General features: G+C 57.8%; 19 protein-coding genes. 8 read left to right on the top strand and 11 right to left on the bottom strand.

The annotated features are described in order from the left end of the window. Positions 1-12: 12 nt before the first annotated feature. The 8 genes from ihfA to BSP75_RS13820 form a co-directional block, all read right to left on the bottom strand. A complete protein-coding gene (gene ihfA, locus BSP75_RS13855) occupies positions 13-309 on the bottom strand; it encodes an integration host factor subunit alpha (protein WP_005300715.1) in 297 nt (98 codons plus the stop codon). A gap of 3 nt (positions 310-312) precedes the next feature. Next, positions 313-2700, bottom strand: coding sequence for a phenylalanine--tRNA ligase subunit beta (gene pheT, locus BSP75_RS13850; RefSeq protein ID WP_075113581.1), 2388 nt, complete (start codon positions 2698-2700; stop codon positions 313-315). Positions 2701-2712: 12 nt separating this feature from the next. Next, positions 2713-3696 (bottom strand): phenylalanine--tRNA ligase subunit alpha, encoded by a 984-nt coding sequence (pheS, locus tag BSP75_RS13845; RefSeq protein ID WP_005351972.1) that lies wholly within the window; start codon positions 3694-3696, stop codon positions 2713-2715. Positions 3697-4075: 379 nt separating this feature from the next. After that, complete coding sequence (gene rplT, locus BSP75_RS13840) at positions 4076-4432, bottom strand: 50S ribosomal protein L20 (protein WP_005336687.1); 357 nt, start codon at positions 4430-4432, stop codon at positions 4076-4078. A 15-nt stretch (positions 4433-4447) separates the two neighbouring features. Further along, on the bottom strand, positions 4448-4645 hold the full coding sequence (gene rpmI, locus BSP75_RS13835; RefSeq protein ID WP_005336688.1) for a 50S ribosomal protein L35: 198 nt from the start codon (positions 4643-4645) through the stop codon (positions 4448-4450). Positions 4646-4729: 84 nt separating this feature from the next. After that, positions 4730-5260 (bottom strand): translation initiation factor IF-3, encoded by a 531-nt coding sequence (gene infC / locus BSP75_RS13830; RefSeq protein WP_205422431.1) that lies wholly within the window; start codon positions 5258-5260, stop codon positions 4730-4732. Positions 5261-5281: 21 nt separating this feature from the next. After that, positions 5282-7210, bottom strand: a complete 1929-nt coding sequence (gene thrS / locus BSP75_RS13825; RefSeq protein WP_042061697.1) for a threonine--tRNA ligase — start codon at positions 7208-7210, stop codon at positions 5282-5284. Positions 7211-7442: 232 nt separating this feature from the next. Next, positions 7443-8030 carry a tetratricopeptide repeat protein gene (locus BSP75_RS13820; RefSeq protein WP_075113579.1) on the bottom strand — a complete coding sequence of 196 codons (588 nt, stop codon included), beginning with the start codon at positions 8028-8030 and terminating at the stop codon, positions 7443-7445. A gap of 173 nt (positions 8031-8203) precedes the next feature. Here BSP75_RS13820 and BSP75_RS13815 point away from each other — a divergent pair, with 173 nt between their 5' ends. Beyond that, positions 8204-9364, top strand: a complete 1161-nt coding sequence (locus BSP75_RS13815) for a PA0069 family radical SAM protein (RefSeq protein ID WP_253186635.1) — start codon at positions 8204-8206, stop codon at positions 9362-9364. 182 nt (positions 9365-9546) lie between these two features. On the opposite strand, the gene BSP75_RS21830 is transcribed toward BSP75_RS13815, so the two are convergent. Further along, positions 9547-9702 (bottom strand): hypothetical protein, encoded by a 156-nt coding sequence (locus tag BSP75_RS21830; protein ID WP_162851499.1) that lies wholly within the window; start codon positions 9700-9702, stop codon positions 9547-9549. A 262-nt stretch (positions 9703-9964) separates the two neighbouring features. Between BSP75_RS21830 and BSP75_RS13810 the strand changes: the two genes are divergently transcribed. After that, entirely contained in the window at positions 9965-11362 is a 1398-nt protein-coding gene (locus tag BSP75_RS13810) for an alpha-amylase family protein (protein ID WP_075113578.1), read from the top strand. 119 nt (positions 11363-11481) lie between these two features. On the opposite strand, the gene gyrA is transcribed toward BSP75_RS13810, so the two are convergent. Further along, positions 11482-14235 (bottom strand): DNA topoisomerase (ATP-hydrolyzing) subunit A, encoded by a 2754-nt coding sequence (gyrA, locus tag BSP75_RS13805; protein ID WP_075113577.1) that lies wholly within the window; start codon positions 14233-14235, stop codon positions 11482-11484. A gap of 198 nt (positions 14236-14433) precedes the next feature. On the opposite strand from gyrA, the gene ubiG reads away from it, so the two are divergent. The 5 genes from ubiG (at position 14434) to yfaE (ending at position 20284) form a co-directional block, all read left to right on the top strand. Further along, positions 14434-15150: a bifunctional 2-polyprenyl-6-hydroxyphenol methylase/3-demethylubiquinol 3-O-methyltransferase UbiG gene (gene ubiG / locus BSP75_RS13800; protein WP_075113576.1), complete on the top strand. Its 717-nt coding sequence runs from the start codon at positions 14434-14436 to the stop codon at positions 15148-15150. Beyond that, positions 15150-15845 (top strand): HAD-IA family hydrolase, encoded by a 696-nt coding sequence (locus BSP75_RS13795; RefSeq protein ID WP_075113575.1) that lies wholly within the window; start codon positions 15150-15152, stop codon positions 15843-15845. Before ubiG ends, BSP75_RS13795 begins: the two co-directional genes overlap by 1 nt. A gap of 637 nt (positions 15846-16482) precedes the next feature. Beyond that, positions 16483-18750: a class 1a ribonucleoside-diphosphate reductase subunit alpha gene (gene nrdA / locus BSP75_RS13790; protein ID WP_075113574.1), complete on the top strand. Its 2268-nt coding sequence runs from the start codon at positions 16483-16485 to the stop codon at positions 18748-18750. 80 nt (positions 18751-18830) lie between these two features. After that, positions 18831-19964, top strand: a complete 1134-nt coding sequence (gene nrdB / locus BSP75_RS13785; RefSeq protein ID WP_042061736.1) for a class Ia ribonucleoside-diphosphate reductase subunit beta — start codon at positions 18831-18833, stop codon at positions 19962-19964. Further along, entirely contained in the window at positions 19961-20284 is a 324-nt protein-coding gene (gene yfaE, locus BSP75_RS13780; protein WP_075113573.1) for a class I ribonucleotide reductase maintenance protein YfaE, read from the top strand. The genes nrdB and yfaE overlap by 4 nt, the downstream gene beginning before the upstream one ends. Positions 20285-20402: 118 nt before the next feature. Here the strand turns inward: yfaE and mltA are convergent, their stop codons facing one another. After that, a complete protein-coding gene (mltA, locus tag BSP75_RS13775) occupies positions 20403-21554 on the bottom strand; it encodes a murein transglycosylase A (protein WP_075113572.1) in 1152 nt (383 codons plus the stop codon). Positions 21555-21704: 150 nt separating this feature from the next. Here mltA and BSP75_RS13770 point away from each other — a divergent pair, with 150 nt between their 5' ends. Beyond that, complete coding sequence (locus tag BSP75_RS13770; protein WP_075113571.1) at positions 21705-21956, top strand: DUF1289 domain-containing protein; 252 nt, start codon at positions 21705-21707, stop codon at positions 21954-21956. Positions 21957-21988: the final 32 nt, after the last annotated feature.

The following is a 21988-nucleotide window of genomic DNA, read 5'->3' as shown; positions in this document are numbered from 1 at the left end:
CCTGGCTTTTTATCACTCGTTGGGTTCAACATTTTCTACCCTGGCCTTGAGCTTCTGGCCAGGCCGGAAGGTCACCACGCGACGGGCGCTGATAGGAATATCCTCGCCCGTCTTGGGGTTGCGTCCGGGACGCTGATTCTTCTCACGAAGGTCAAAGTTACCGAAGCCTGAAATCTTGACTTGTTCACCACGCTCTAGCGCCTGTCGGATTTCCTCAAAGAAGGCTTCCACCATATCTTTGGCTTCACGCTTGCTCATCCCGAGTTGGGTGAACAGGTGCTCTGCAATGTCGGCTTTGGTAAGCGCCATAGATCAATCCCTCAAGGATGCATTCAACTCTTCACCAAGGGCCCGCACGACATTGTCTACGGTCTCGGCAATCTCTTTCTCCTCCAGGGTGCGCTGGGTATCTTGCAATACAAGACTGATGGCCAGGCTCTTCTTGTCCTCTGCCATACCAGCACCCTGGTATACGTCAAACAAGTTTATTCCAACTACCTGATTTCCGCCAACTTTTTTAATTACCGCAAGCACATCACCTGCCAGAACCTGACGATCGACCACGACGGCGATGTCGCGACGGTTCGCCGGGAACTTGGAAACTTCGGCAGCCACCGGCACCTTGGCCGGGGTCAGCTTGTCCAGCTCCAGCTCAAACATCACCGCACGGCTCTTGAGGCCCAGCTTCTTCTCGAGGCTCGGGTGGATCACGCCGATGTGGCCGATGATCTCGCAATTACGCAGGATGGCTGCGCTCTGGCCCGGGTGCAGGGCGCTGTGCTCGGTACGCTCGAAGGTAAAGGTGGCCCCTTCGGCGGTCAAGTCCAGCACCGCTTCCAGATCCCCTTTCAAATCAAAGAAGTCGGCTGCGCGGGTTTTGATGTCCCAGTGCTCGTCACTCTGGTTGCCAGTGATGATACCGGCCAGCATCGGCTCTTGACGGATGCCGTTCTCGGCGCTTTCATCTTTGATGAAACGCAGACCCTGCTCGAATAGACGCACGCGCGGCTGCTGACGGTTCTGGTTGTAGACGACGGCTTGCACAAGACCCGGGAACAGAGAGACGCGCATAGCGGACATCTCGACCGAAATCGGGTTCGGCAGCACGATGGCATCGCTCTGCGGGAACAGGGTTTGCTGGGTCTTGGGATCGACGAAGCTGTAGGTGATCGCTTCCTGGAAACCGCGGTCAACCAGCAGGTCACGCACGCGCTTCAGGGTCACCTGCCCTTCTGCCTGCTCAACCATCGCCAGAGAGGCGGCGGGTTTGAGGTTCGGGATATTGTTGTAGCCGTAGATGCGGGCCACTTCCTCAATGAGGTCTTCCTCGATAGCGATATCGAAACGCCAGGAGGGCGCCAGCGCAGTCCAGCCGTCAGCATCCACAGTGACCTGCATGCCGAGGCGAGTCAGGATCTCAACCACTTGGGCATCAGCCACGCTGATACCGATCACCTTGTCGAGCTTGCTACGACGCAAGCGGATGGGTTCCGCTTTCGGCAGATGGGCATCGGATTTGACCTCGATGACCGGACCGGCTTCGCCGCCACAGATATCCAGCAGCAGGCGGGTGGCACGATCCATCACCTTGGCTTGCAGCTCGGGATCCACCCCGCGCTCGAAGCGATGGGAAGAGTCGGTGTGCAGACCGTAAGCGCGAGCACGACCGGTGATGGAGAGCGGCGCAAAGAAGGCACACTCCAGCAGGATGTCGGTAGTGGTCTCGGAAACACCGGTGCGATTGCCGCCGAAGATGCCGGCCATGCAGGCAGGGCCTTTGGCATCGGCAATCACCAGAGTAGTCTCTTTGAGCTTCACTTCGTTGCCGTCGAGCAGAGTCATCGGCTCATCGCTACGAGCGCGACGCACCACCAGTTCCCCTTCAAGCGTCGCCAGATCGAAGGCATGCATCGGCTGACCGAATTCCAGCAGCAGGTAGTTGGTGATGTCGACGATAGCGTCGATGGAGCGAATGCCGCCACGACGCAGCTTCTCTTGCATCCAGAGCGGGCTCTGGGCCTTGAGGTTCAGCCCCTTGATGACGCGCCCCAGATAACGGGGGCAGTCGGCTGGCGCCTCCACCCGGATCGGGAAGGTCGCATCGATAGTGGCAACAGCTGGCGCCCAGGTCGGCTCGACCACGTCCACGCTGTTGAGCACACCGATCTCACGGGCCAGACCGGCGATACCGAGGCAATCGGCTCGGTTCGGGGTCAGATCCACGTCGATGGAGACGTCGTTCAGATTGAGGTAGTCGCGAATATCGGTACCGATGGGGGCATCGGCCGGCAGCTCGATGATGCCATCGGCTTCAACGTCGATACCCAGCTCACTGAAAGAGCAGAGCATGCCGTGAGACGGCTGGCCACGCAGCTTGGCTTTCTTGATGGTGAAATCACCCGGCAGGGTCGCCCCTACTTTGGCCACACACACTTTCAAGCCCTGACGGCAGTTCGGCGCACCGCAGACGATATCAAGCAGCTCGGCCTCGCCCACGTTGACCTTGGTCACCCGCAGCTTGTCGGCGTCCGGGTGCTGGGCGCACTCGACCACTTCACCCACCACCACATTGTTGAACTGGCCAGCCACCGCTTCCACGGCGTCCACTTCCAGACCGGCCATGGTGATCTGCTCGGCCAGTGCATTGTCACTCAACTCGGTGCGGACCCACTCCATCACCCAGGATTTGCTGAATTTCATGTTCTCTCGCCCTTACTTGAACTGCTTGAGGAAGCGCAGGTCGTTTTCGAAGAAGGCACGCAGGTCGTTGACCCCGTAACGCAGCATGGTCAGGCGCTCAACGCCCATGCCGAAGGCAAAGCCGGAGTATTTTTCCGGATCGATACCAACCGAACGCAGTACGTTCGGGTGCACCATGCCGCAGCCCAGCACTTCCAGCCACTTGCCATTCTTGCCCATCACGTCTACTTCGGCACTCGGCTCAGTGAACGGGAAATAGGAAGGACGGAAGCGAATGGTCAGGTCTTCCTCGAAGTAGTTGCGCAGGAAGTCGTGCAAAATGCCCTTCAGCTCGGTAAAGCTGGCATGCTCGTCAACCAACAGACCTTCAACCTGATGGAACATCGGGGTGTGGGTCATGTCGTAGTCGTTACGATAGACGCGGCCCGGTGCAATGATGCGGATCGGCGGCTGTTGCTGCTGCATGGTGCGGATCTGCACACCGGAGGTGTGGGTACGCAGCATCAGATCAGGATTGAAGTAGAAGGTATCGTGATCGGTACGCGCCGGATGGTGAGCCGGAATATTCAGCGCATCGAAGTTGTGGAAGCCATCTTCAATCTCGGGACCACGGGCCACCTTGAAGCCCATCTCGCCAAACAGGCGCTCGATGCGTTCGATGGTGCGGGTTACCGGGTGCAGACCGCCATTCTCGATGCGGCGGCCCGGCAGGCTGACGTCGATGGTCTCTGCGGCCAGCTTCTGGTTCAGCACGGCGACTTCGAGTGCTTCACGACGCTCGTTCAGGGCATCCTGAACCTGCTGTTTGGCCTGGTTGATCACGGCGCCCGCGGCGGGACGCTCTTCGGCAGACAAGGCACCCAGGCCCTTCATCTGCTCGGTAAAAAAGCCCTTTTTACCCAGATATTTGACCCGGATTTCGTCGAGGGTAGCGATATCGCTCACGCCCTCAATTTCGGCTCTGGCTTGGCCGACTACTTCTTCAAGCTGTTGCATGTCTTCCTCGTCACCACTCCCGGTACAGGAGCCTTTAGGCTAAATAAGGTCAAGAGGGGAATAATACAAAAAAAGCCCCTTCGCTGACCATAGTTAAGGTGGGCTTTTCTCCCTACAAATCATTTTGTTATATCAAGCGAGTCTCATCGGCTCACCGCCACTCTTGAAATAGTGGAACAAACATCTAGTTTGTTGGCATATGAACCATTTGTAGAACAAGTCATCTCGCACATATCACCTTGTGTGGAGAAATCTGTAGCGCGTGTAAAACAGTGGACAGAATATGGACGGGAGAATGGAAAAAGTGATGTAAAACCGTGAATGACAGATACAAAAAAGGAGGCCTGAGCCTCCTTTTAACGTTTATAACAGGACTGGATTAAACCAGAGCTGCTTTAGCTTTTTCAACCAGGGCGGTGAAAGCCATTTTGTCGTGAACGGCGATATCGGACAGGATCTTGCGATCGATCTCGATAGAAGCCTTCTTCAGACCGTTGATCAGACGGCTGTAGGACAGACCGTTCTGACGGGCTGCAGCGTTGATACGCGCAATCCACAGCTGACGGAACTGACGCTTTTTCTGGCGACGGTCACGGTAGGCATACTGACCAGCTTTGGTTACCGCTTGTACCGCTACGCGGTAAACACGGGAACGGGCGCCGTAGTAACCTTTGGCGGCTTTCATTACTTTCTTGTGACGAGCTCGAGCAGTCACACCACGTTTAACTCTTGGCATTTTTCACATCCCCCCTTATGCGTACGGCAGACAAGCGACAACACGTTTGTGGTCGGCAGCAGAAACCATGAATTTCGGTCCCAGCTGACGCTTACGCTTGCTGCTCTTCTTGGTCAGGATGTGACGCAGGTGGTTGTGCTTGCACTTGAAGCGACCCGAGCCAGTCTTTTTGAAGCGCTTTGCAGCACCCCGGTTGGTTTTCATCTTCGGCATTTCATACTCCGCATTGTGAGTGACAACAAAATCGCAAGGCGAACCGACTCACGGGCGAACCCGTGAGTCAATTTCTTGTGGGCCTTAAGATTTCTTCTTGGGTGCGAGGACCATCACAGCTTGACGGCCTTCGACTTTCGGGAACGACTCGACTACGGCCAACTCTTCCAGATCGTTCTTGACGCGCTCCAGAACCTTGATACCAAGATCCTGGTGTGCCATTTCACGACCACGGAAGCGCAGGGTGACCTTAGCCTTGTCCCCGTCTTCCAGAAAGCGAACCAGGTTGCGTAGTTTTACCTGATAGTCGCCTTCGTCAGTGCCAGGACGGAATTTGATTTCCTTGACCTGGACGACTTTCTGCTTTTTCTTCTGTTCTTTGGTTGTTTTGCTCTTTTCGTAGAGGAATTTGCCGTAATCCATGATCCGGCAAACGGGCGGCTCAGCATTTGGACTGATCTCGACCAGATCAACTCCGGCCTCTGCGGCCAAGTTCAGAGCATCCTGAATGGTGGTGATGCCGATGGCTTCACCATCCAGACCAGTCAGACGAACTTCTTTCAGACGGATCTCTTCATTGATCCGGTGAGCGCGGGCTTGCGGTTGCTTGCCCAGTTTTTTTCCGCCTTTTATAGCTTATTCCTCCACTTTCTTTTGTCCGCGGGTCTGAACTTCCTGGGTCAACAGAGCGATGAACTCTTCAACAGGATAAGTGCCCAGGTCAGCCCCTTTACGAGTCCGTACTGCAATCTTACCGGCTTCAACTTCTTTATCGCCGCAGACCAGCATGAAAGGTACTCGTTTCAAAGTATGCTCGCGGATTTTAAAGCCAATCTTCTCATTTCTCAAGTCCGCTTTTGCGCGAATGCCCGCATCATTCAATGCTTTGGCTACTTTCACCGCATAATCGGCCTGATTATCCGTGATATTCATGACCACAGCCTGAGTCGGCGCCAACCAGGTTGGGAACAGACCAGCGTACTCTTCTGTCAGAATACCGATGAAACGTTCGATAGAACCCAAGATGGCCCGGTGGATCATCACAGGGACATGACGCTCGTTGTTTTCACCCACGTAAGTGGCACCCAAGCGACCAGGCAGGGCAAAGTCGAGCTGCACGGTACCACATTGCCACGCACGATCAAGGCAATCGTGCAGGGTAAATTCAATCTTGGGACCGTAGAACGCCCCTTCACCCGGCTGCAGATCGTACTTCAGACCGTTGAGCTCCAGCGCTTCGGCCAGTGCTTTCTCGGCGCGATCCCACATCTCGTCGGAGCCGATACGCTGCTCGGGACGAGTGGAGAGCTTGACCACGATGTTCTCGAAGCCAAAGGTACCGTAGACGTCATAGACCATACGAATACAGCCGGAGACCTCTTCCATGATCTGCTCTTCAGTACAGAAGATGTGAGCGTCATCCTGAGTGAAGCCGCGCACCCGCATCAGACCGTGCAGGGAGCCGGACGGCTCGTTGCGGTGGCAGGAGCCAAACTCGGCCATACGCAGCGGCAGATCGCGGTAGGACTTCAGACCCTGGTTGAAGATCTGGACGTGACCCGGGCAGTTCATCGGCTTGATGGCGTACTCGCGGTTCTCGGACTGGGTGGTGAACATGGCCTGGGCATATTTTTCCCAGTGACCTGAACGCTCCCACAGCACACGGTCCATCATGAACGGACCTTTCACTTCCTGATAGTCGTACTCTTTGAGCTTGCCGCGGATAAAGGTTTCCAGCTCGCGGAAGATGGTCCAGCCATCGTTGTGCCAGAACACCATACCGGGCGCTTCTTCCTGCATGTGATACAGGTCGAGCTGCTTGCCGATCTTGCGGTGGTCGCGCTTGGCGGCCTCTTCCAGACGCTGCAGATAGGCCTTGAGCTGCTTCTTGTCAGCCCAGGCAGTACCGTAGATACGCTGCAACATCTTGTTGTTGGAGTCGCCACGCCAGTAGGCACCGGACATCTTCAGCAACTTGAAGTGGTGGCAGTGACGCATGTTGGGCACGTGCGGGCCGCGACACATGTCGATGTACTCTTCGTGATGATAGAGACCTGGCTGGTCATCACGGGCAATGTTCTGATCCAGAATTTCGACTTTGTAAGACTCACCGCGCGCGTCGAATACATCGCGCGCTTCTTGCCAGGAGACTTTCTTCTTGATGACGTCGTAATCCTTGGCTACCAGCGCCAGCATGCGCTCTTCCAGGGCAGCCAGATCTTCATCGGTCAGGGTGCGATCAAGATCAACGTCGTAGTAAAAACCGTTGTCGATGACAGGACCGATGGCCATCTTGGTCTGGGGCCAGAGTTGCTTGATAGCATGACCCAGCAAGTGGGCGCAGGAGTGGCGCAGGATGTCCAGACCTTCTTCGTCTTTGGCGGTGATGATGGCCAGCGCAGCATCGGCTTCGATCAGCTCGCACGCATCCACCAGTTCACCGTTTACCCGACCGGCAATGCACGCCTTGGCGAGACCGGGACCGATGTCCGCGGCCACATCCATGACGGAAACAGAGTGGGCAAATTGACGTTGGCTGCCGTCAGGCAGAGTAATGATTGGCATTATATGTTTCCTTATACAGTGGTGACCCGTACCAAAGGTCACATGCGGGATGGAAAAGAGATTCAAAAAGGTGATGTTCTGGTTCTCCACAGCACTTTGCGAAGACGGCCTGACACGTAAACCGCATGTCTAACGTGACAAACCAAGCCAAAACGGCCCCATGCTACCAGAACTCAGGCGTGCTGTATCGGATTTGCAGATATTTTCTACAGCCAAATGAGTCGCTTGCCGACTATTCGCCAAGCAGGGATTGCCCGTTGAAGTCAAAGCTACTGCGGCCCTCCTCGACCAGCGCCAGCTCCTGCAGCACCTGAAGCGCCAGCTTGTTGCCCTTTTGCGCCGCCTGATAGAGCCATTGTTTCGCCTGAGGCAGATCGACCCTGCCGCTGACCCCCATCAGATGAAGTACGCCGACTTTCAGCATGGCCGGGACATCGCCATTACGTGCAGCAAGATCCATCCAGTGAAAGGCTTGGAGCAGATCCCGCTTCACACCGGCGCCGCGCAGATAGGCATCGGCCAGTCGATATTGGCCGAAGGGATCCCCCGCCTGCGCCGACTGGCGATAGAGGCTGATGGCCTGATGGATATCCTGCTCGCTCCCCTGCCCCACCTCATGACTCCAGCCCATCAGCGCCTGCGCCCTTGGTTGTCCTTGTTCTGCCAATGGCAACCAGATCCGGGTTGCCTCATCGAAGTGACCGGTACGCCAGGCACGGTTGGCTGCAGCCATCTCCTGCTCGGTGGAGAGCGGGATCAAGCGCAAGATAACCAGGGCAAGCAGACCGATAAACAGCCAGCGGGAAGTTGTAGGTCTCATGATGATTTCCGTGATCCAGTTCTCATTTCGTCTATGTAAACGAAATGTAGCGCCGCAATCAAGCAAGAGATCCCTGCAACAACCCTTTTTGCACCCGCTCGCTCAGCAGTAGTTGTCATTTATCCGGGGTGCCTGCAAAATGACTGTATATATAAACAGCATCGGTGCGCACCATGGCAGGACGAGGCAGCCCCCTCAATATCGATCACCGTTTTAGCGGCCCCCTTGTCGAAGCGGTCGACGATGGCTGGCAATCGTCCGGTTGGGATGCCGCTTTCACTCCCTCTGTGCCCGGCACCGAAGTGCGGGAGATCGATGCACGCAGCATCATCAGCTACAACAGCTCGCCGGATGTCCCCTTTGGTCGCTCCATCAACCCCTATCAGGGGTGTGAACATGGCTGTATCTACTGCTATGCCAGACCCAGTCACGCCTATCTGGAGCTCTCCCCCGGCCTCGATTTCGAGAGCAAGGTGTTTGCCAAACGCAATGCAGCCGATCTGCTACGTCGGGAGTTTGCCAAACCGTCCTATCAGCCACAGACCATCGTCATTGGCGCCAATACCGACCCCTATCAACCCATCGAGCAGCGCTATCGCCTCACCCGGCAGTTGCTGGAAGTGATGCTGGCCCATCGCCATCCGGTCGGGCTCATTACCAAGAGCGCTATGATCTTGCGCGACCTTGATCTGTTGACCGAGCTGGCCAGAGAGGGACTGTGTCAGGTGATGGTGTCGGTGACGACCTTGAACGAAACCCTGCGGCGACAGCTGGAGCCCCGCGCCAGCACGGGCGCAGGGCGCTTGAAAGTGATCGAAAAGCTGGCCACTGCTGGCGTGCAGGTAGGGGTACTGGCCGCCCCCATGATCCCGCGGCTCAATGAGCCGGAGCTGGAGCAGATCATCAAATCGGCCGCCGAGGCTGGCGCCAGCTGCGCCGATTACATCCTGCTGCGATTACCCCATGAGCTGGCACCGCTATTTGGTGACTGGCTCGATACCCACTATCCGAGCCAGAAGGAGGCTATTTTGAATCAGTTGCGAGCCAGCCGCGGTGGCGGGCTCAACAGTACCGCCTTCGGCACCCGCATGCGCGGTGAGGGGCATTTTGCCGATCTGCTGGCCCAGCGCTTTCGCCTTATCAGCAAGCGCCTTGGACNTGGCGGGCTCAACAGTACCGCCTTCGGCACCCGCATGCGCGGTGAGGGGCATTTTGCCGATCTGCTGGCCCAGCGCTTTCGCCTTATCAGCAAGCGCCTTGGACTTGGCAAACGCCATATTCAGCTCAGGCTGGATGGGTTTATCCGCCCCGGGGAGCAGTTGTCGCTCTTCTAATCCCCCCCCCCTCTTACGCCCTTCATACATCAAATGTACAACCCTTGCCAGCCAAGAGGTCGAGAGGAAGACCTGCCGCGACACATCCTGTGGAAACCCCGCTTTCCTAATTTTCCAAATTGGCCAACGAAGTAGCCATGTCGCCACAAGAAAGCGCTATCCGGGAATCCGGAGGTAACACCTTAGCCTGCGCGCTGATCCCGCCCCTGTTGCACCATTTCAACCGGCAGTCGCGAGGGTTCATGGGCTACTTCGTGCTCATCCTCTCCATACTGCGGCACCTCTGACGCTCCCCATACCCGGCTCCACCAAATTTCCCACGTGATCCAACTGGTCATATGCAGCTCCTGACGGTGAAGGTGATGGCAACGGCGCACCACTCGCTCGGCAGGATAGCGGCTGGGGATGACAGGGAAATGACAAAAAAATCACTTGTAAACAGGCAACGGGCCGTGGCGGGGAAAAGCCGAAACAGCTCACATATTCGGCGAAATAACCCTGAAAGCGGTCACAAATCTGCAGGTTGTGGATTGCAGCCCACCTTGTTCCCGCCAAAGCTGGCTTGCCCATTCAGGCATGTATAAAAACAGGGACACAATAATGAAACACACAGCGGGAATCTGGGCGATCGCAGGCATGCTGATCGCTCCCTTGGCGCACGCCGATGTCATACTGCACGCCTTCAACTGGAAGTACAGTGAAGTGACGGCCAAAGCCGACCTTATCAAGTCGGCCGGTTACAAACAGGTACTCATCTCACCGCCCCTGAAGTCCTCGGGCAACGAGTGGTGGGCCCGTTACCAGCCGCAGGATCTGCGCCTTGTCGACTCCCCCCTTGGCAACAAGCAGGAGCTCGAGCAACTGATCGCCGCCATGAAGGCTCGCGGTATCGCCGTCTATGCCGATGTGGTGCTCAACCACATGGCCAACGAGAGCTGGAAGCGCCAGGACCTCAACTACCCCGGCAGCGAACTGCTCGGCCAGTACGCCGCCAACCCGGCCTATTTCGAGCGCCAGAAGCTGTTTGGCGATCTGGGGCAAAACCTGCTGGCCGCCGCCGATTTTCATCCCGAAGGGTGCATCAGTGACTGGAGCGATCCGGGTCATGTCCAGTACTGGCGCCTGTGTGGCGGCGCCGGTGACAAGGGGCTGCCGGACCTGGATCCCAACAACTGGGTAGTAAGCCAGCAGCAGGCCTATCTCAAGGCGCTCAAGGGGATGGGGATCAAGGGCTTTCGGGTCGATGCGGTCAAACACATGAGCGATTACCAGATCAATGCCGTGTTCACCCCCGAGATCAAACAGGGGATGCATGTGTTTGGCGAGGTGATCACCACAGGGGGCGCCGGCAGCACCGATTACGAGCGCTTCCTCAAACCCTACCTCGACAACAGCGGTCAGGGTGCCTATGACTTTCCGCTGTTTGCCGCCCTGCGCGGGGCGTTGGGGTATGGCGGCAGCATGAACCTGCTGGCAGATCCGGGCGCCTATGGTCAGGCGCTGCCGGGTAGCCGCGCCGTCACCTTTGCCGTGACCCACGACATCCCCACCAACGATGGCTTCCGCTATCAGATCCTGAGCCAAACTGACGAGAAGCTGGCCTATGCCTACCTGCTCGGCCGCGACGGTGGCTCGCCGCTGGTCTACTCCGATCATGGCGAGACCCAGGCCAAGGATGGCTTGCGCTGGCAGGATTACTACCAGCGCGCCGATCTCAAGGGAATGATCCGCTTCCACAATGCGCTGCAGGGTCAACCGATGCAGCTGATCGGCAGCGGCGACTGCTTTGTGCTGTTCAAACGGGGCAAGCTGGGGCTGGTCGGCATCAACAAGTGCGACTACGAGCAGGAGTATTGGTTCGATACCGCCAGGTTCGAGATGAACTGGTATCGCAATTATCGGGACGTGCTCGACCAAGGTGCCGTGATCAACGTGCAGAGCCAGTGGGTACGGGTCGCCATGCCCGCCCGCAGCGCCAGAATGTGGCTGCAGGAGTGATCAGGCCAGCACCCTGCCCTACTTTTATCTGGCAGTCGTAAAAAGCAGACAAATAAAAAGAGCGACCACCAGGGTCGCTCTTTTTGATCAGAGAAGTTGCTCAGGTAAACCGAAGACGATTACTCGTCGCCCGCTTCCCCTGCATCGACCGCATCAGTGCCAGTCGCGGTATCGGTACCTTCAGATACCTCACCGTCCACGGCCAGAGCGTCGTTCTCGTTCTCGTCTTCGTCGCTCTCGGCGATGCGCTGCAGGCCAACCACGGTCTCATCTTCACCAGTACGGATCAGACGGACACCGCCGGTGTTACGGCCAATGACGCTCACCTCGGCAACACGGGTACGCACCAGGGTGCCGCCGTTGGTGATCAGCATGATCTGGTCGGTATCTTCGACCTGGATCGCATCGATCACCTTGCCATTGCGCTCATCCACCTTGATGGAGATAACGCCCTGGGTACCACGGCTCTTGGTCGGGTACTCGTCGAGTGCGGTACGTTTGCCGTAACCGTTCTCGGTCGCAGTGAGGATAGCTCCAACTCCGCGCGGAACGATGAGGGAAACCACCTTGTCACCGGCGCCCAGCTTGATGCCGCGCACACCGGCTGCGGTACGACCCATCGGACGCACGCCCTTGAAGGTGCCCTTGCTTTCGGTGCCTTCGCCATTGTCGCTGCCATCATCGTCATTGCCGGCATCGTCGTCGGTTTCAACGTCATCGCTGACATCCGCATCAGCGCGACCGCTGCCTTCCGCGAAGCGAACGACTTTGCCCGCATCGGAGAAGAGCATGATCTCGTTGCTGCCATCGGTGATATCCACCCCGATCAGCTCATCACCCTCTTTGAGGTTGATGGCACGAATACCGGAGGAGAGCGGACGGCTGAAGTCAGAGAGGCTGGTCTTCTTCACGGTCCCGTTGGCGGTGGCGAAGAACACATACTTCTCGGCATCATATTCCTTCACCGGCAGGATGGCGGTGATACGCTCACCCTCTTCCAGCGGCAACAGGTTGATGATCGGACGACCACGGGCGCCACGGGACGCTTCCGGCAGCTGGTAAACCTTGAGCCAGTAGACCTTGCCGCGGGTGGAGAAGCACAGAATGGTGTCGTGGGTGTTGGCCACCAGCAGACGTTCCACAAAGTCCTCTTCCTTGATCCGGGTGGCCGACTTGCCACGACCACCGCGGCGCTGGGCCTCGTAGTCGGAGAGCGGCTGATACTTCACATAGCCCTGGTGAGACAGGGTAACCACCACGTCTTCCGGGGTGATCAGATCTTCGATGTTGATCTCGGCACTGGACATGCTGATCTCGGTGCGACGCTCGTCGCCATACTGCTCGCGCACGGCCAGCAGCTCATCGCGGATCACTTCCATCAGACGAGCCGGGCTCGCCAGGATGTGCAGCAGCTCGGCGATCAGATCCAGCAGAGATTGGTACTCTTCCAGGATCTTCTCGTGCTCGAGGCCGGTCAGCTTGTGCAGACGCAGGTCAAGGATGGCCTGGGCTTGCTGTTCGGTCAGGAAGTATTGACCTTCACGGATGCCGAACTGTGGCTCCAGCCACTCTGGCCGCGCGGCGTCGTCGCCCGCTTTCTCCAGCATGGACGCCACATTGCCGAGTTCCCAGCCCTTGGCAACCAGGCCCGCTTTGGCATCGGCCGGCGTCGCACTGTGGCGAATAAGCTCGATGATGGGATCGATGTTGGCCAGCGCAACCGCCAGACCTTCAAGGATATGGGCCCGATCCCGCGCCTTGCGCAGTTCGAACACGGTCCGGCGAGTCACCACTTCACGGCGGTGCAACAGGAACGCATCCAGGATCTCTTTAAGGTTCATCACCTTCGGCTGGTTGTTATCGAGCGCCACCATGTTGATGCCGAACGTGGTTTGCAGCTGGGTGTGCTTGTAGAGATTGTTCAGCACAATCTCGCCAGACTCGCCACGTTTGATCTCGATAACAATGCGCATGCCGTCTTTATCAGACTCATCGCGCAGGGCACTGATGCCCTCAATTTTCTTCTCTTTGACCAGCTCGGCGATCTTTTCGATCAACCGCGCCTTGTTCACCTGATAAGGCAGCTCGTGAACGATGATGGTCTCGCGACTGGTCTTGTCGTCCACTTCCACTTCGGCCTTGGCGCGCACATAGACGGAACCACGACCGGTGCGGTAAGCCTGCACGATGCCGGAACGACCGTTGATGATGCCGCCGGTGGGGAAATCAGGCCCAGTGATATAGGTCATCAACTCATCGATGGTGAGGTCGCCATTCTCAATCAACGCCAGACAGCCATTGACTATCTCGGTGAGGTTGTGAGGCGGAATGTTGGTCGCCATGCCCACCGCAATACCGGAGGAGCCGTTGATCAACAGGTTGGGAACCTTGGTGGGCATGACAGCCGGGATCATCTCGGTGCCATCATAGTTCGGCACCCAGTCCACGGTCTCTTTGTCCAGATCAGCCAGCAACTCGTGGGAGATGCGGGCCATCCGCACTTCGGTATAACGCATGGCCGCGGCGCTGTCGCCGTCGACTGAACCGAAGTTGCCCTGACCATCGACCAGCATGTAACGCATGGAGAAATCCTGCGCCATCCGGACAATGGTGTCATACACAGCGATATCGCCGTGCGGGTGATATTTACCGATTACGTCACCGACCACACGGGCCGATTTTTTATAGGGCTTGTTCCAGTCGTTCCCCAACTCGTTCATTGCAAACAGAACGCGGCGGTGAACCGGTTTCAAGCCATCACGCACATCCGGCAGAGCTCGTCCTACGATCACGCTCATGGCGTAATCAAGATAGGAACTCTTGAGCTCTTCTTCGATGTTGACCGGCGTGATCTCTCTGGCCAGATCGCTCATAGAAAGCCTTATCCCTAATTAGTTGTTCTTTGGCTTAAACAGCGCGACATGGTAACACACTGAGCCAAATACCTTAAGCCACAAATCGGGTATCAGATCGGGCTGGTGTGACAAAGTCCGTCCGTTATAATGCCCGCCAGGACAATAGATTGCGCCCATGACTCATAACCGGGCGCCCGGCCACAGGATCTTCGAAAAATGCACAGTGACGCCAATGTCGATCTGACAGAAATCGCCAAGTTTGACGCCATCGCCTCCCGCTGGTGGGACATGGAAGGTGAATTCAAACCCTTGCATCAAATCAATCCGGTACGCCTTGACTGGATCACCGACAAAAGTGGCGGTCTGTTTGGCAAGCGCATGCTCGATATCGGGTGTGGTGGTGGCATTCTCTCCGAGAGCATGGCCCGCCGTGGCGCCAGGGTCACCGGCATCGACATGGGCAAGGAGCCGCTCGGGGTCGCCCGCCTGCACGCCCTGGAACAGGGTGTCGAGCTCGAATATCGCCAGATCACCGCCGAAGCACACGCCTTGGAGGCCGCCGGCCAGTATGACGTGGTCACCTGCATGGAGATGCTGGAGCATGTGCCGGACCCGGCCTCCGTGCTGCGCGCCATCGCGACCCTGGTTCGCCCGGGCGGACGGGTGTTTGTCTCCACCATCAACCGCAACCCGAAGGCCTATCTGATGATGATCCTCGGGGCCGAATACCTGATGAAGATGGTGCCCAAGGGGACCCACGACCACAAAAAGTTCATCACCCCGGCCGAACTGTGTCGCATGGGGGAAGCAGCTGGCCTGCTGGTGCGGGACATGAGCGGCGTCCACTACGCCCCCCTCACCAACCAGTTCAAGCTCGGCAAGAATGTCGACGTCAACTATATGGTGGAGTTTGTCCGCCCGGAGCACAGCTGATGAGCGCCTCTCACCCTGTGCCTCTGCGCTGCGTGCTGTTTGATCTGGACGGCACCCTGCTCGACACGGCCCCGGATCTCGGCGCCGCCGTCAATCACGTGCTGATAAGCGAAGGCTTTGCGCCGCTCTCTGACGACATTATTCGTCAGACCACCTCCCACGGAGCGCTCGGGCTGCTCAAGGCAGGGCTCGGCGACGAACTGCTTGAAGAGCTGGGGGCCACGCGCCTACGCAATGCCCTGCTCGACTACTACGCGGCCAACCTCTGCGTCGGTACCCGCCCCTATGAGGGAATGGTGGATCTTATCGAGTGGCTGGATGAAAAAGCGCTGCCCTGGGGCATCGTCACCAACAAGCCGGCCTTTCTCACCGAGCCGCTGCTGGCAGCCCTGCCGCAGCTTGCCAGCTGCGGCGTGACGGTCAGCGCCGATACCCTGCCGGTACGCAAGCCCGACCCCGCCCCCATGCTCTTTGCCTGCGAGAAGCTGGGGGTCAAGGCGGCTCACTGCCTCTATGTGGGGGATCATGTGCGGGATATCGAGGCGGGCCGCAATGCGGGCATGCGCACTGCGGTCGCTGGCTGGGGCTATCTGAGCGATAACGAGGATCCTGCCGCGTGGGGCGCCGATCTGCACTTCGATACCGTGCAGGCTCTGCACCACTGGCTGCGCTACGAGCTGACGGCCAAGGTGTGACCGCACAGCCTTATCAAGTAACGTGCAATAACGGGGCGGAGAGAGACTCCCCGCCCTCTTGAACCTCTTCATTTACGCTCTCATACGCTCTCACAACCTGCGCCGCCATCACACCTCTATTCATGGATAATAAAGGCAGCTTACCGGCTGTTGGATACCCATTTGACAAGCACGCAGCCTTCACAGACTGGCCACAAACCGCCATCGTCAGATGCAAAGCCCTTGCCACGCTAAGCCCGCAGCTGCGACAAGTGGACAGCTTTTGACCCTTGTTGCATAAGGGATAATCAGCCGCCGTTTGCTAGTAAAAAGCCCCCCGTTTCGCAAGCAAAAAAAGTTATTTAAATTTTCCATCTTCGATCGTGAGACTTGCATTTAGCGGAGTGGACGAATGAAAACCCGCTCACTGTGAGCGGTCACTAACTGATGGGGCAAGACTCACAATTTATCCACAGCTCGTCACTTATCCACACATTGCAATGGCGGGCTGACCTCACTATCTTGTAGCTCGAACTTAAAATAACACTACATCTTGTGATTCATCGCACAATCTCTACCCAACTCCCGCACACCGCCGGGGCCAGGGTGGTGCCATTGTGCGATGGTTTTTCGGGAATCAACTGAAGGTCATCAGCCAATGAACTTGTTTGTGACGAAGCGTAACGGACACAAAGAACCCATCGATCTGGATAAAATTCACCGCGTGCTGGACTGGGCCGCCGAGGGTCTCGACAACGTGTCGGTCTCCCAGGTAGAGCTCAAATCCCACATCCAGTTCTATGACGGCATCCGTACCGCCGACATTCACGAAACCATCATCAAGGCGACGGCTGACCTCATCTCCGAGCAGACCCCGGACTACCAGTACATGGCAGCCCGTCTGGCCATCTTCCACCTGCGCAAGAAGGCCTACGGTCGATTCGAACCGCCCCACCTCTACCAGCACGTGGCTCGTCTGGTGGACATGGGCAAGTACGACAAACACCTGCTGGAAGACTACACCCAGGCCGAATTCGAAGCGCTAAACACCCATCTGGATCACTGGCGCGATATGGATTTCTCCTACGCTGCGGTCAAACAGCTGGAAGGCAAATATCTGGTGCAGAACCGCGTCACCGGCGAGATCTACGAGAGCCCGCAGTTCCTCTATATGCTGGTTGCGGCCTGCCTCTTCTCCAAGTATCCGAAAGATACCCGTCTGGACTACATCAAGCGCTTCTATGATGCGGTCTCGACCTTCAAGATCTCGCTGCCGACCCCGATCATGAGCGGCGTGCGCACCCCGACCCGTCAGTTCAGCTCCTGCGTGCTGATCGAGTGCGATGACAGCCTGGACTCCATCAACGCCACCGCCAGCTCCATCGTGCGTTACGTTTCCCAGCGCGCCGGTATCGGCATCAACGCCGGTCGCATCCGCGGTCTGGGCAGCCCCATCCGTGGCGGCGAAGCGTTCCACACCGGTTGCATCCCCTTCTACAAATACTTCCAGACTGCGGTGAAGTGCTGCTCCCAGGGCGGCGTGCGCGGCGGTGCCGCGACCCTGTTCTACCCGCTGTGGCACACCGAAGTCGAGAGCCTGCTGGTACTGAAGAACAACCGCGGCGTGGAAGAGAACCGTGTTCGTCACATGGACTACGGCGTGCAGATCAACAAGCTGATGTACCAGCGCCTCATCAAGGGCGGTGACATCACATTGTTCTCCCCGTCCGATGCGCCGGGTCTGTACGATGCCTTCTTCGCGGATCAGGACAAGTTCGAAGCGCTCTACGTCAAGTACGAGCAGGATCCGGCCATTCGCAAGAAGACCCTGAAAGCGGTAGACCTCTTCTCCCTGATGATGCAGGAGCGTGCCGGTACCGGTCGCATCTACATCCAGAACGTCGATCACTGCAACACCCACAGCCCGTTCGACCCGAGCGTGGCGCCGGTACGCCAGTCCAACCTCTGCCTCGAAATTGCGCTGCCGACCAAGCCGCTCAACAACATCGACGACGAGAGTGGCGAAATCGCCCTGTGCACCCTCTCCGCCTTCAACCTCGGTGCCATCGAGAAGCTGGAAGATCTGGAAGAGATGGCCGATCTGGCCGTGCGTGCCCTCGATGCCCTGCTCGACTATCAGGACTACCCGATTGCCGCCGCCAAGAAGGGCAGCATGGGTCGTCGCACCCTGGGGATCGGCGTCATCAACTACGCCTACTACCTGGCCAAAAACGGTGCCCGCTACTCCGACAGCTCCGGTCTGGCGCTGACTCACCGCACCTTCGAGGCCATTCAGTACTATCTGCTGAAAGCCTCCGTGCAGCTGGCCCGCGAGTTCGGCCCCTGCCCGCTGTTTGGCGAGACCACCTACGCCCAAGGCATTTTGCCTATCGATACTTATAAGAAGGATCTGGATGTACTGTGCAACGAGCCACTGCATCTGGATTGGGAAAGCCTGCGTGAAGAGATCAAGTCCGTGGGTCTTCGCAACTCTACCCTGACTGCCCTGATGCCGAGCGAGACCTCCAGCCAGATCTCCAACGCCACCAACGGCATCGAGCCGCCGCGCGGCCTGGTCTCGGTCAAGGCCTCCAAAGACGGCATTCTCAAACAGGTGGTGCCCGAGTATGATCGCCTGAAAGATCAATACGAATTGCTCTGGAAGCAACCGAGCGTTGACGGCTACCTGCAGCTGGTCGGTATCATGCAGAAGTTTGTGGATCAGGCGATCTCCGCCAACACCAACTACGACCCGGCCCGTTTCGAAGGCAACAAGGTGCCGATGAAACAGCTGCTCAAGGACTTGCTGACCGCCTACAAATACGGCCTCAAGACCCTGTACTATCACAACACCCGTGATGGTGCAGACGATGCCCAGACCGATCTGCAAGATGACGGTTGCGCTGGCGGGGCTTGCAAAATCTAAGTCACGGCAAGATCTGATAACCGGGCGGGAGCATGAAGCTCCCGCTCTCCTGTTTTCTCTATTCACATATTCTGGTAACCATGGCCTATTCAACTTTCTGCCAAACCCAAAACGACCAGCTCAAAGAGCCGATGTTTTTTGGCCAATCGGTCAACGTAGCCCGTTATGATCAACAAAAGCACGAAGTGTTCGAGCGCCTGATCGAGAAGCAGCTCTCCTTCTTCTGGCGCCCGGAAGAGGTGGATGTCTCCCACGATCGCATCGACTATCAAGCCCTGCCGCCCCACGAGCAGCACATCTTCATCTCCAACCTGAAGTACCAGACCCTGCTGGACTCCATCCAGGGCCGCAGCCCCAACGTCGCCCTGCTGCCGCTGGTCTCCATTCCTGAGCTGGAAACCTGGATCGAGACCTGGGCCTTCTCGGAGACCATCCACTCTCGCTCCTACACCCACATCATCCGCAATATCGTCAACTCACCGGCCCAGGTGTTTGACGATATCGTGACCAACGAGCAGATCCTCAAGCGCGCTGGCTCCATCAGCCACTACTACGACGATCTGATCGAGTCGACCGCGCTCTACAACCTGCACGGTGAAGGGACCCATACTGTTGCAGGCCGCGAGGTGACCATCACATTGCGCGGGCTGAAGAAGAAACTCTATCTGTGCCTGATGAGCGTCAACGCGCTGGAAGCAATCCGCTTCTATGTCAGCTTCGCCTGCTCCTTTGCCTTCGCCGAGCGCGAGCTGATGGAAGGCAACGCCAAGATCATCAAGATGATCGCCCGCGACGAAGCGCTTCATCTGACAGGGACGCAGCATATGCTGAACCTGATGCGTACCGGCCAGGATGACCCCGAGATGGCCGAAATCGCCGCCGAGTGCGAACAGGCCTGCTTCGAGATCTTCAAGGAAGCGGCCATTCAGGAGAAAGAGTGGGCCGAGTACCTGTTCCGGGACGGCTCCATGATCGGTCTGAACAAGGACATCCTCTGCCAGTACGTGGAGTACATCACCAACCTGCGCATGAGCGCGGTCGGCCTGCAACCCGCCTTTGCCGGCACCAAGCAGAACCCGATCCCCTGGATCAACACCTGGCTGTCGTCTGACAACGTACAGGTCGCCCCGCAAGAGGTAGAGGTAAGCTCCTATCTGGTCGGTCAGATCGACAGTGAAGTGAATGCTGACGACCTGGGTGATTTCGAACTGTGAGTGACGCCACCAACACGCTGACCCCTGCCCCGCACGCGCCTGCCGAACAGCATGCGGCCGTGGCACCGCGGGTACATACCCGGGATGGTGCCGTGCTGCACGCCCATCCCGGCGAAAGCGTGTTGGAGACCCTGGAGCGCCACGGTCATCATGTGGAGTTCCAGTGTCGCAGCGGCTATTGCGGCGCCTGCCGTACTCCGCTGATGGCTGGCAAGGTGCACTATCCTGCGGTGCCGCTGGCATTTGTCGCCCAGGGGGAGTGCCTGCCCTGCTGCTGCAAACCGGTCGGCGCCATCAAGCTGGATATCCAGAAGAGCTGACATCGCCACAGGCTGGCAACTCGCGCAAAATAGAAAGCCGCCGGAGCAATCCGGCGGCTTTTTTGTCTCTTCATCTTTGCTCGGGCGCCCGATTACAGACGCCCGGCCCCTCAGAGGATTACAACCAGGGGGCGGCAGTCGGCCCGTGGTGCAGGCCCAGCTTCCAGACCCGACCAAAGTGCTTGTAGTGTCCGGCCGCGACACCGGCCTTCTCGCCCATGCCGTGATAGAGATCGAGGTGCCCCTTCTTCACCGCCCCGCCCACATCCAGCGCAATCAACAAGCGCAGCTGGTGCTTACCGGTCCAGTTGCCCTCTTTATCGAGCAAGGGGACTTCCGCGAGGATCGGGGTGCCCATCGGCAGCAGGGTCTTGTCGGCAGCAACGGCCGCCAGCGGCAGCAGCGGGATACCGGCAGCACCGATCACGTCATTGGTCGGGCGACGCTCGAAGAAGACATAGGAGGGGTTCTGCTCCACCAGCTCCTTGACGCTCTCCTCCGGTTGGCGGTTGGCCCAATCCTTGATGGCCTTCATCGACATCTGCTCTTTGGGCACTTCACCGCGATCGATCAGCACCCGGCCGATACTGACGTAACCGTGACCGTTCTTGCCGCTGTAGCCCAGATACTGCAGTCGATCGTCATCGCCATAGTGGACAAAGCCGGAGCCCTGCACATCCATCAGGAAGTTGTCGATAAGAGACTTGCTGTAGCCCAGCTCCAGCCCGCGGTTGGCCAGGGCCCCCTGATGGATCTGGGCACGGGTCGGACAGCTGCCACCACATTTGGGCATGGCATAGATGGGATACTTGTACTTGGCGTCCGGACGGTGACGCACCTCCAGCACCGGCGAGTAGTAACCGGTAAACAGCACGTTGCCCATCCGATCGGCGCCGCCCAGCTGGGCCAGGCTGATGCCGTAACGGGTGATGTCGGCAGGATTGCCACCATTGGCCACCCAACGGGAGAGCTGGTGATAGAGCTCGCCATAACGGCGGGTCATCTTGCCGGAACGCTGCAATACCAGTCGGCTTTGCGGGCCAAACTTGCTGTAGTCGGCACGCGCACGGCTATTGACCCGCTCCACCCTCACCAGATTCTCTGGCAAGGTCCCGTCCAGATACTGCTTGCCCAGATTTTCCGGCACCTCGCAGTTAAGAAAGCATCTGTTATCGGTCTGTTTTTTGGGCACATCTGCTTTATCAGAGTTGCCCGCACAACCGGCCAGTCCCAGCACTGCGGCGGTCAGCCAGTACGCGTGTTTGTTCATATGTCCTCATATAACGCCAAGAGCCATGCTCGGCGGGGAAGATGCCAAATTTGCAGGGGGAAAGCAAACGACATCAATCACTTGAAGCAGGATTTCTCCAAAGGGGATCCACTGGGTTATAACAAGGTGACAGGATGTACGAGGTGATGGATGGAACAGCTCGAAATCTTCCCGCTGCAGAGCCCCTGCATCGGGGTCTGCGAAGTGAACAACAAGGGCTACTGCAAGGGGTGCCTGCGCAATCGCGAGGAGCGTTTCAACTGGCTCACCATGACCCCTGCCCAGCAGCAGGAGGTGATGCGCCTGTGCCGCAACCGCAAGGCGCGGGTCGACGCCGCCCGCCGCAAGGCACAGGAAGGCGCCCAAAGTGAGCAACCGGATCAAGCGGGTTGGGATTTTTAAGCTCTTTCCTTACCTGTTTACGACCATCATTA

The organism is Aeromonas sp. YN13HZO-058, assembly GCF_001921245.1.
GTDB lineage: Bacteria > Pseudomonadota > Gammaproteobacteria > Enterobacterales > Aeromonadaceae > Aeromonas > Aeromonas allosaccharophila.
This window is presented reverse-complemented; position numbering and strand designations above follow the sequence as displayed.

What these genes read in the sequence shown, in the direction of transcription:
- BSP75_RS13820 (WP_075113579.1), bottom strand. Translation starts at nt 8,030, where the DNA reads ATGAGACCTACAACTTCCCGCTGGCTGTTTATCGGTCTGCTTGCCCTG.
- rplT (WP_005336687.1), bottom strand. Translation starts at nt 4,432, where the DNA reads ATGCCAAGAGTTAAACGTGGTGTGACTGCTCGAGCTCGTCACAAGAAA.
- BSP75_RS21830 (WP_162851499.1), bottom strand. Translation starts at nt 9,702, where the DNA reads ATGACCAGTTGGATCACGTGGGAAATTTGGTGGAGCCGGGTATGGGGA.
- thrS (WP_042061697.1), bottom strand. Translation starts at nt 7,210, where the DNA reads ATGCCAATCATTACTCTGCCTGACGGCAGCCAACGTCAATTTGCCCAC.
- mltA (WP_075113572.1), bottom strand. Translation starts at nt 21,554, where the DNA reads ATGAACAAACACGCGTACTGGCTGACCGCCGCAGTGCTGGGACTGGCC.
- ubiG (WP_075113576.1), top strand. Translation starts at nt 14,434, where the DNA reads ATGCACAGTGACGCCAATGTCGATCTGACAGAAATCGCCAAGTTTGAC.
- ihfA (WP_005300715.1), bottom strand. Translation starts at nt 309, where the DNA reads ATGGCGCTTACCAAAGCCGACATTGCAGAGCACCTGTTCACCCAACTC.
- nrdA (WP_075113574.1), top strand. Translation starts at nt 16,483, where the DNA reads ATGAACTTGTTTGTGACGAAGCGTAACGGACACAAAGAACCCATCGAT.
- BSP75_RS13810 (WP_075113578.1), top strand. Translation starts at nt 9,965, where the DNA reads ATGAAACACACAGCGGGAATCTGGGCGATCGCAGGCATGCTGATCGCT.
- gyrA (WP_075113577.1), bottom strand. Translation starts at nt 14,235, where the DNA reads ATGAGCGATCTGGCCAGAGAGATCACGCCGGTCAACATCGAAGAAGAG.
- pheS (WP_005351972.1), bottom strand. Translation starts at nt 3,696, where the DNA reads ATGCAACAGCTTGAAGAAGTAGTCGGCCAAGCCAGAGCCGAAATTGAG.
- BSP75_RS13795 (WP_075113575.1), top strand. Translation starts at nt 15,150, where the DNA reads ATGAGCGCCTCTCACCCTGTGCCTCTGCGCTGCGTGCTGTTTGATCTG.
- BSP75_RS13770 (WP_075113571.1), top strand. Translation starts at nt 21,705, where the DNA reads ATGGAACAGCTCGAAATCTTCCCGCTGCAGAGCCCCTGCATCGGGGTC.
- pheT (WP_075113581.1), bottom strand. Translation starts at nt 2,700, where the DNA reads ATGAAATTCAGCAAATCCTGGGTGATGGAGTGGGTCCGCACCGAGTTG.
- nrdB (WP_042061736.1), top strand. Translation starts at nt 18,831, where the DNA reads ATGGCCTATTCAACTTTCTGCCAAACCCAAAACGACCAGCTCAAAGAG.
- rpmI (WP_005336688.1), bottom strand. Translation starts at nt 4,645, where the DNA reads ATGCCGAAGATGAAAACCAACCGGGGTGCTGCAAAGCGCTTCAAAAAG.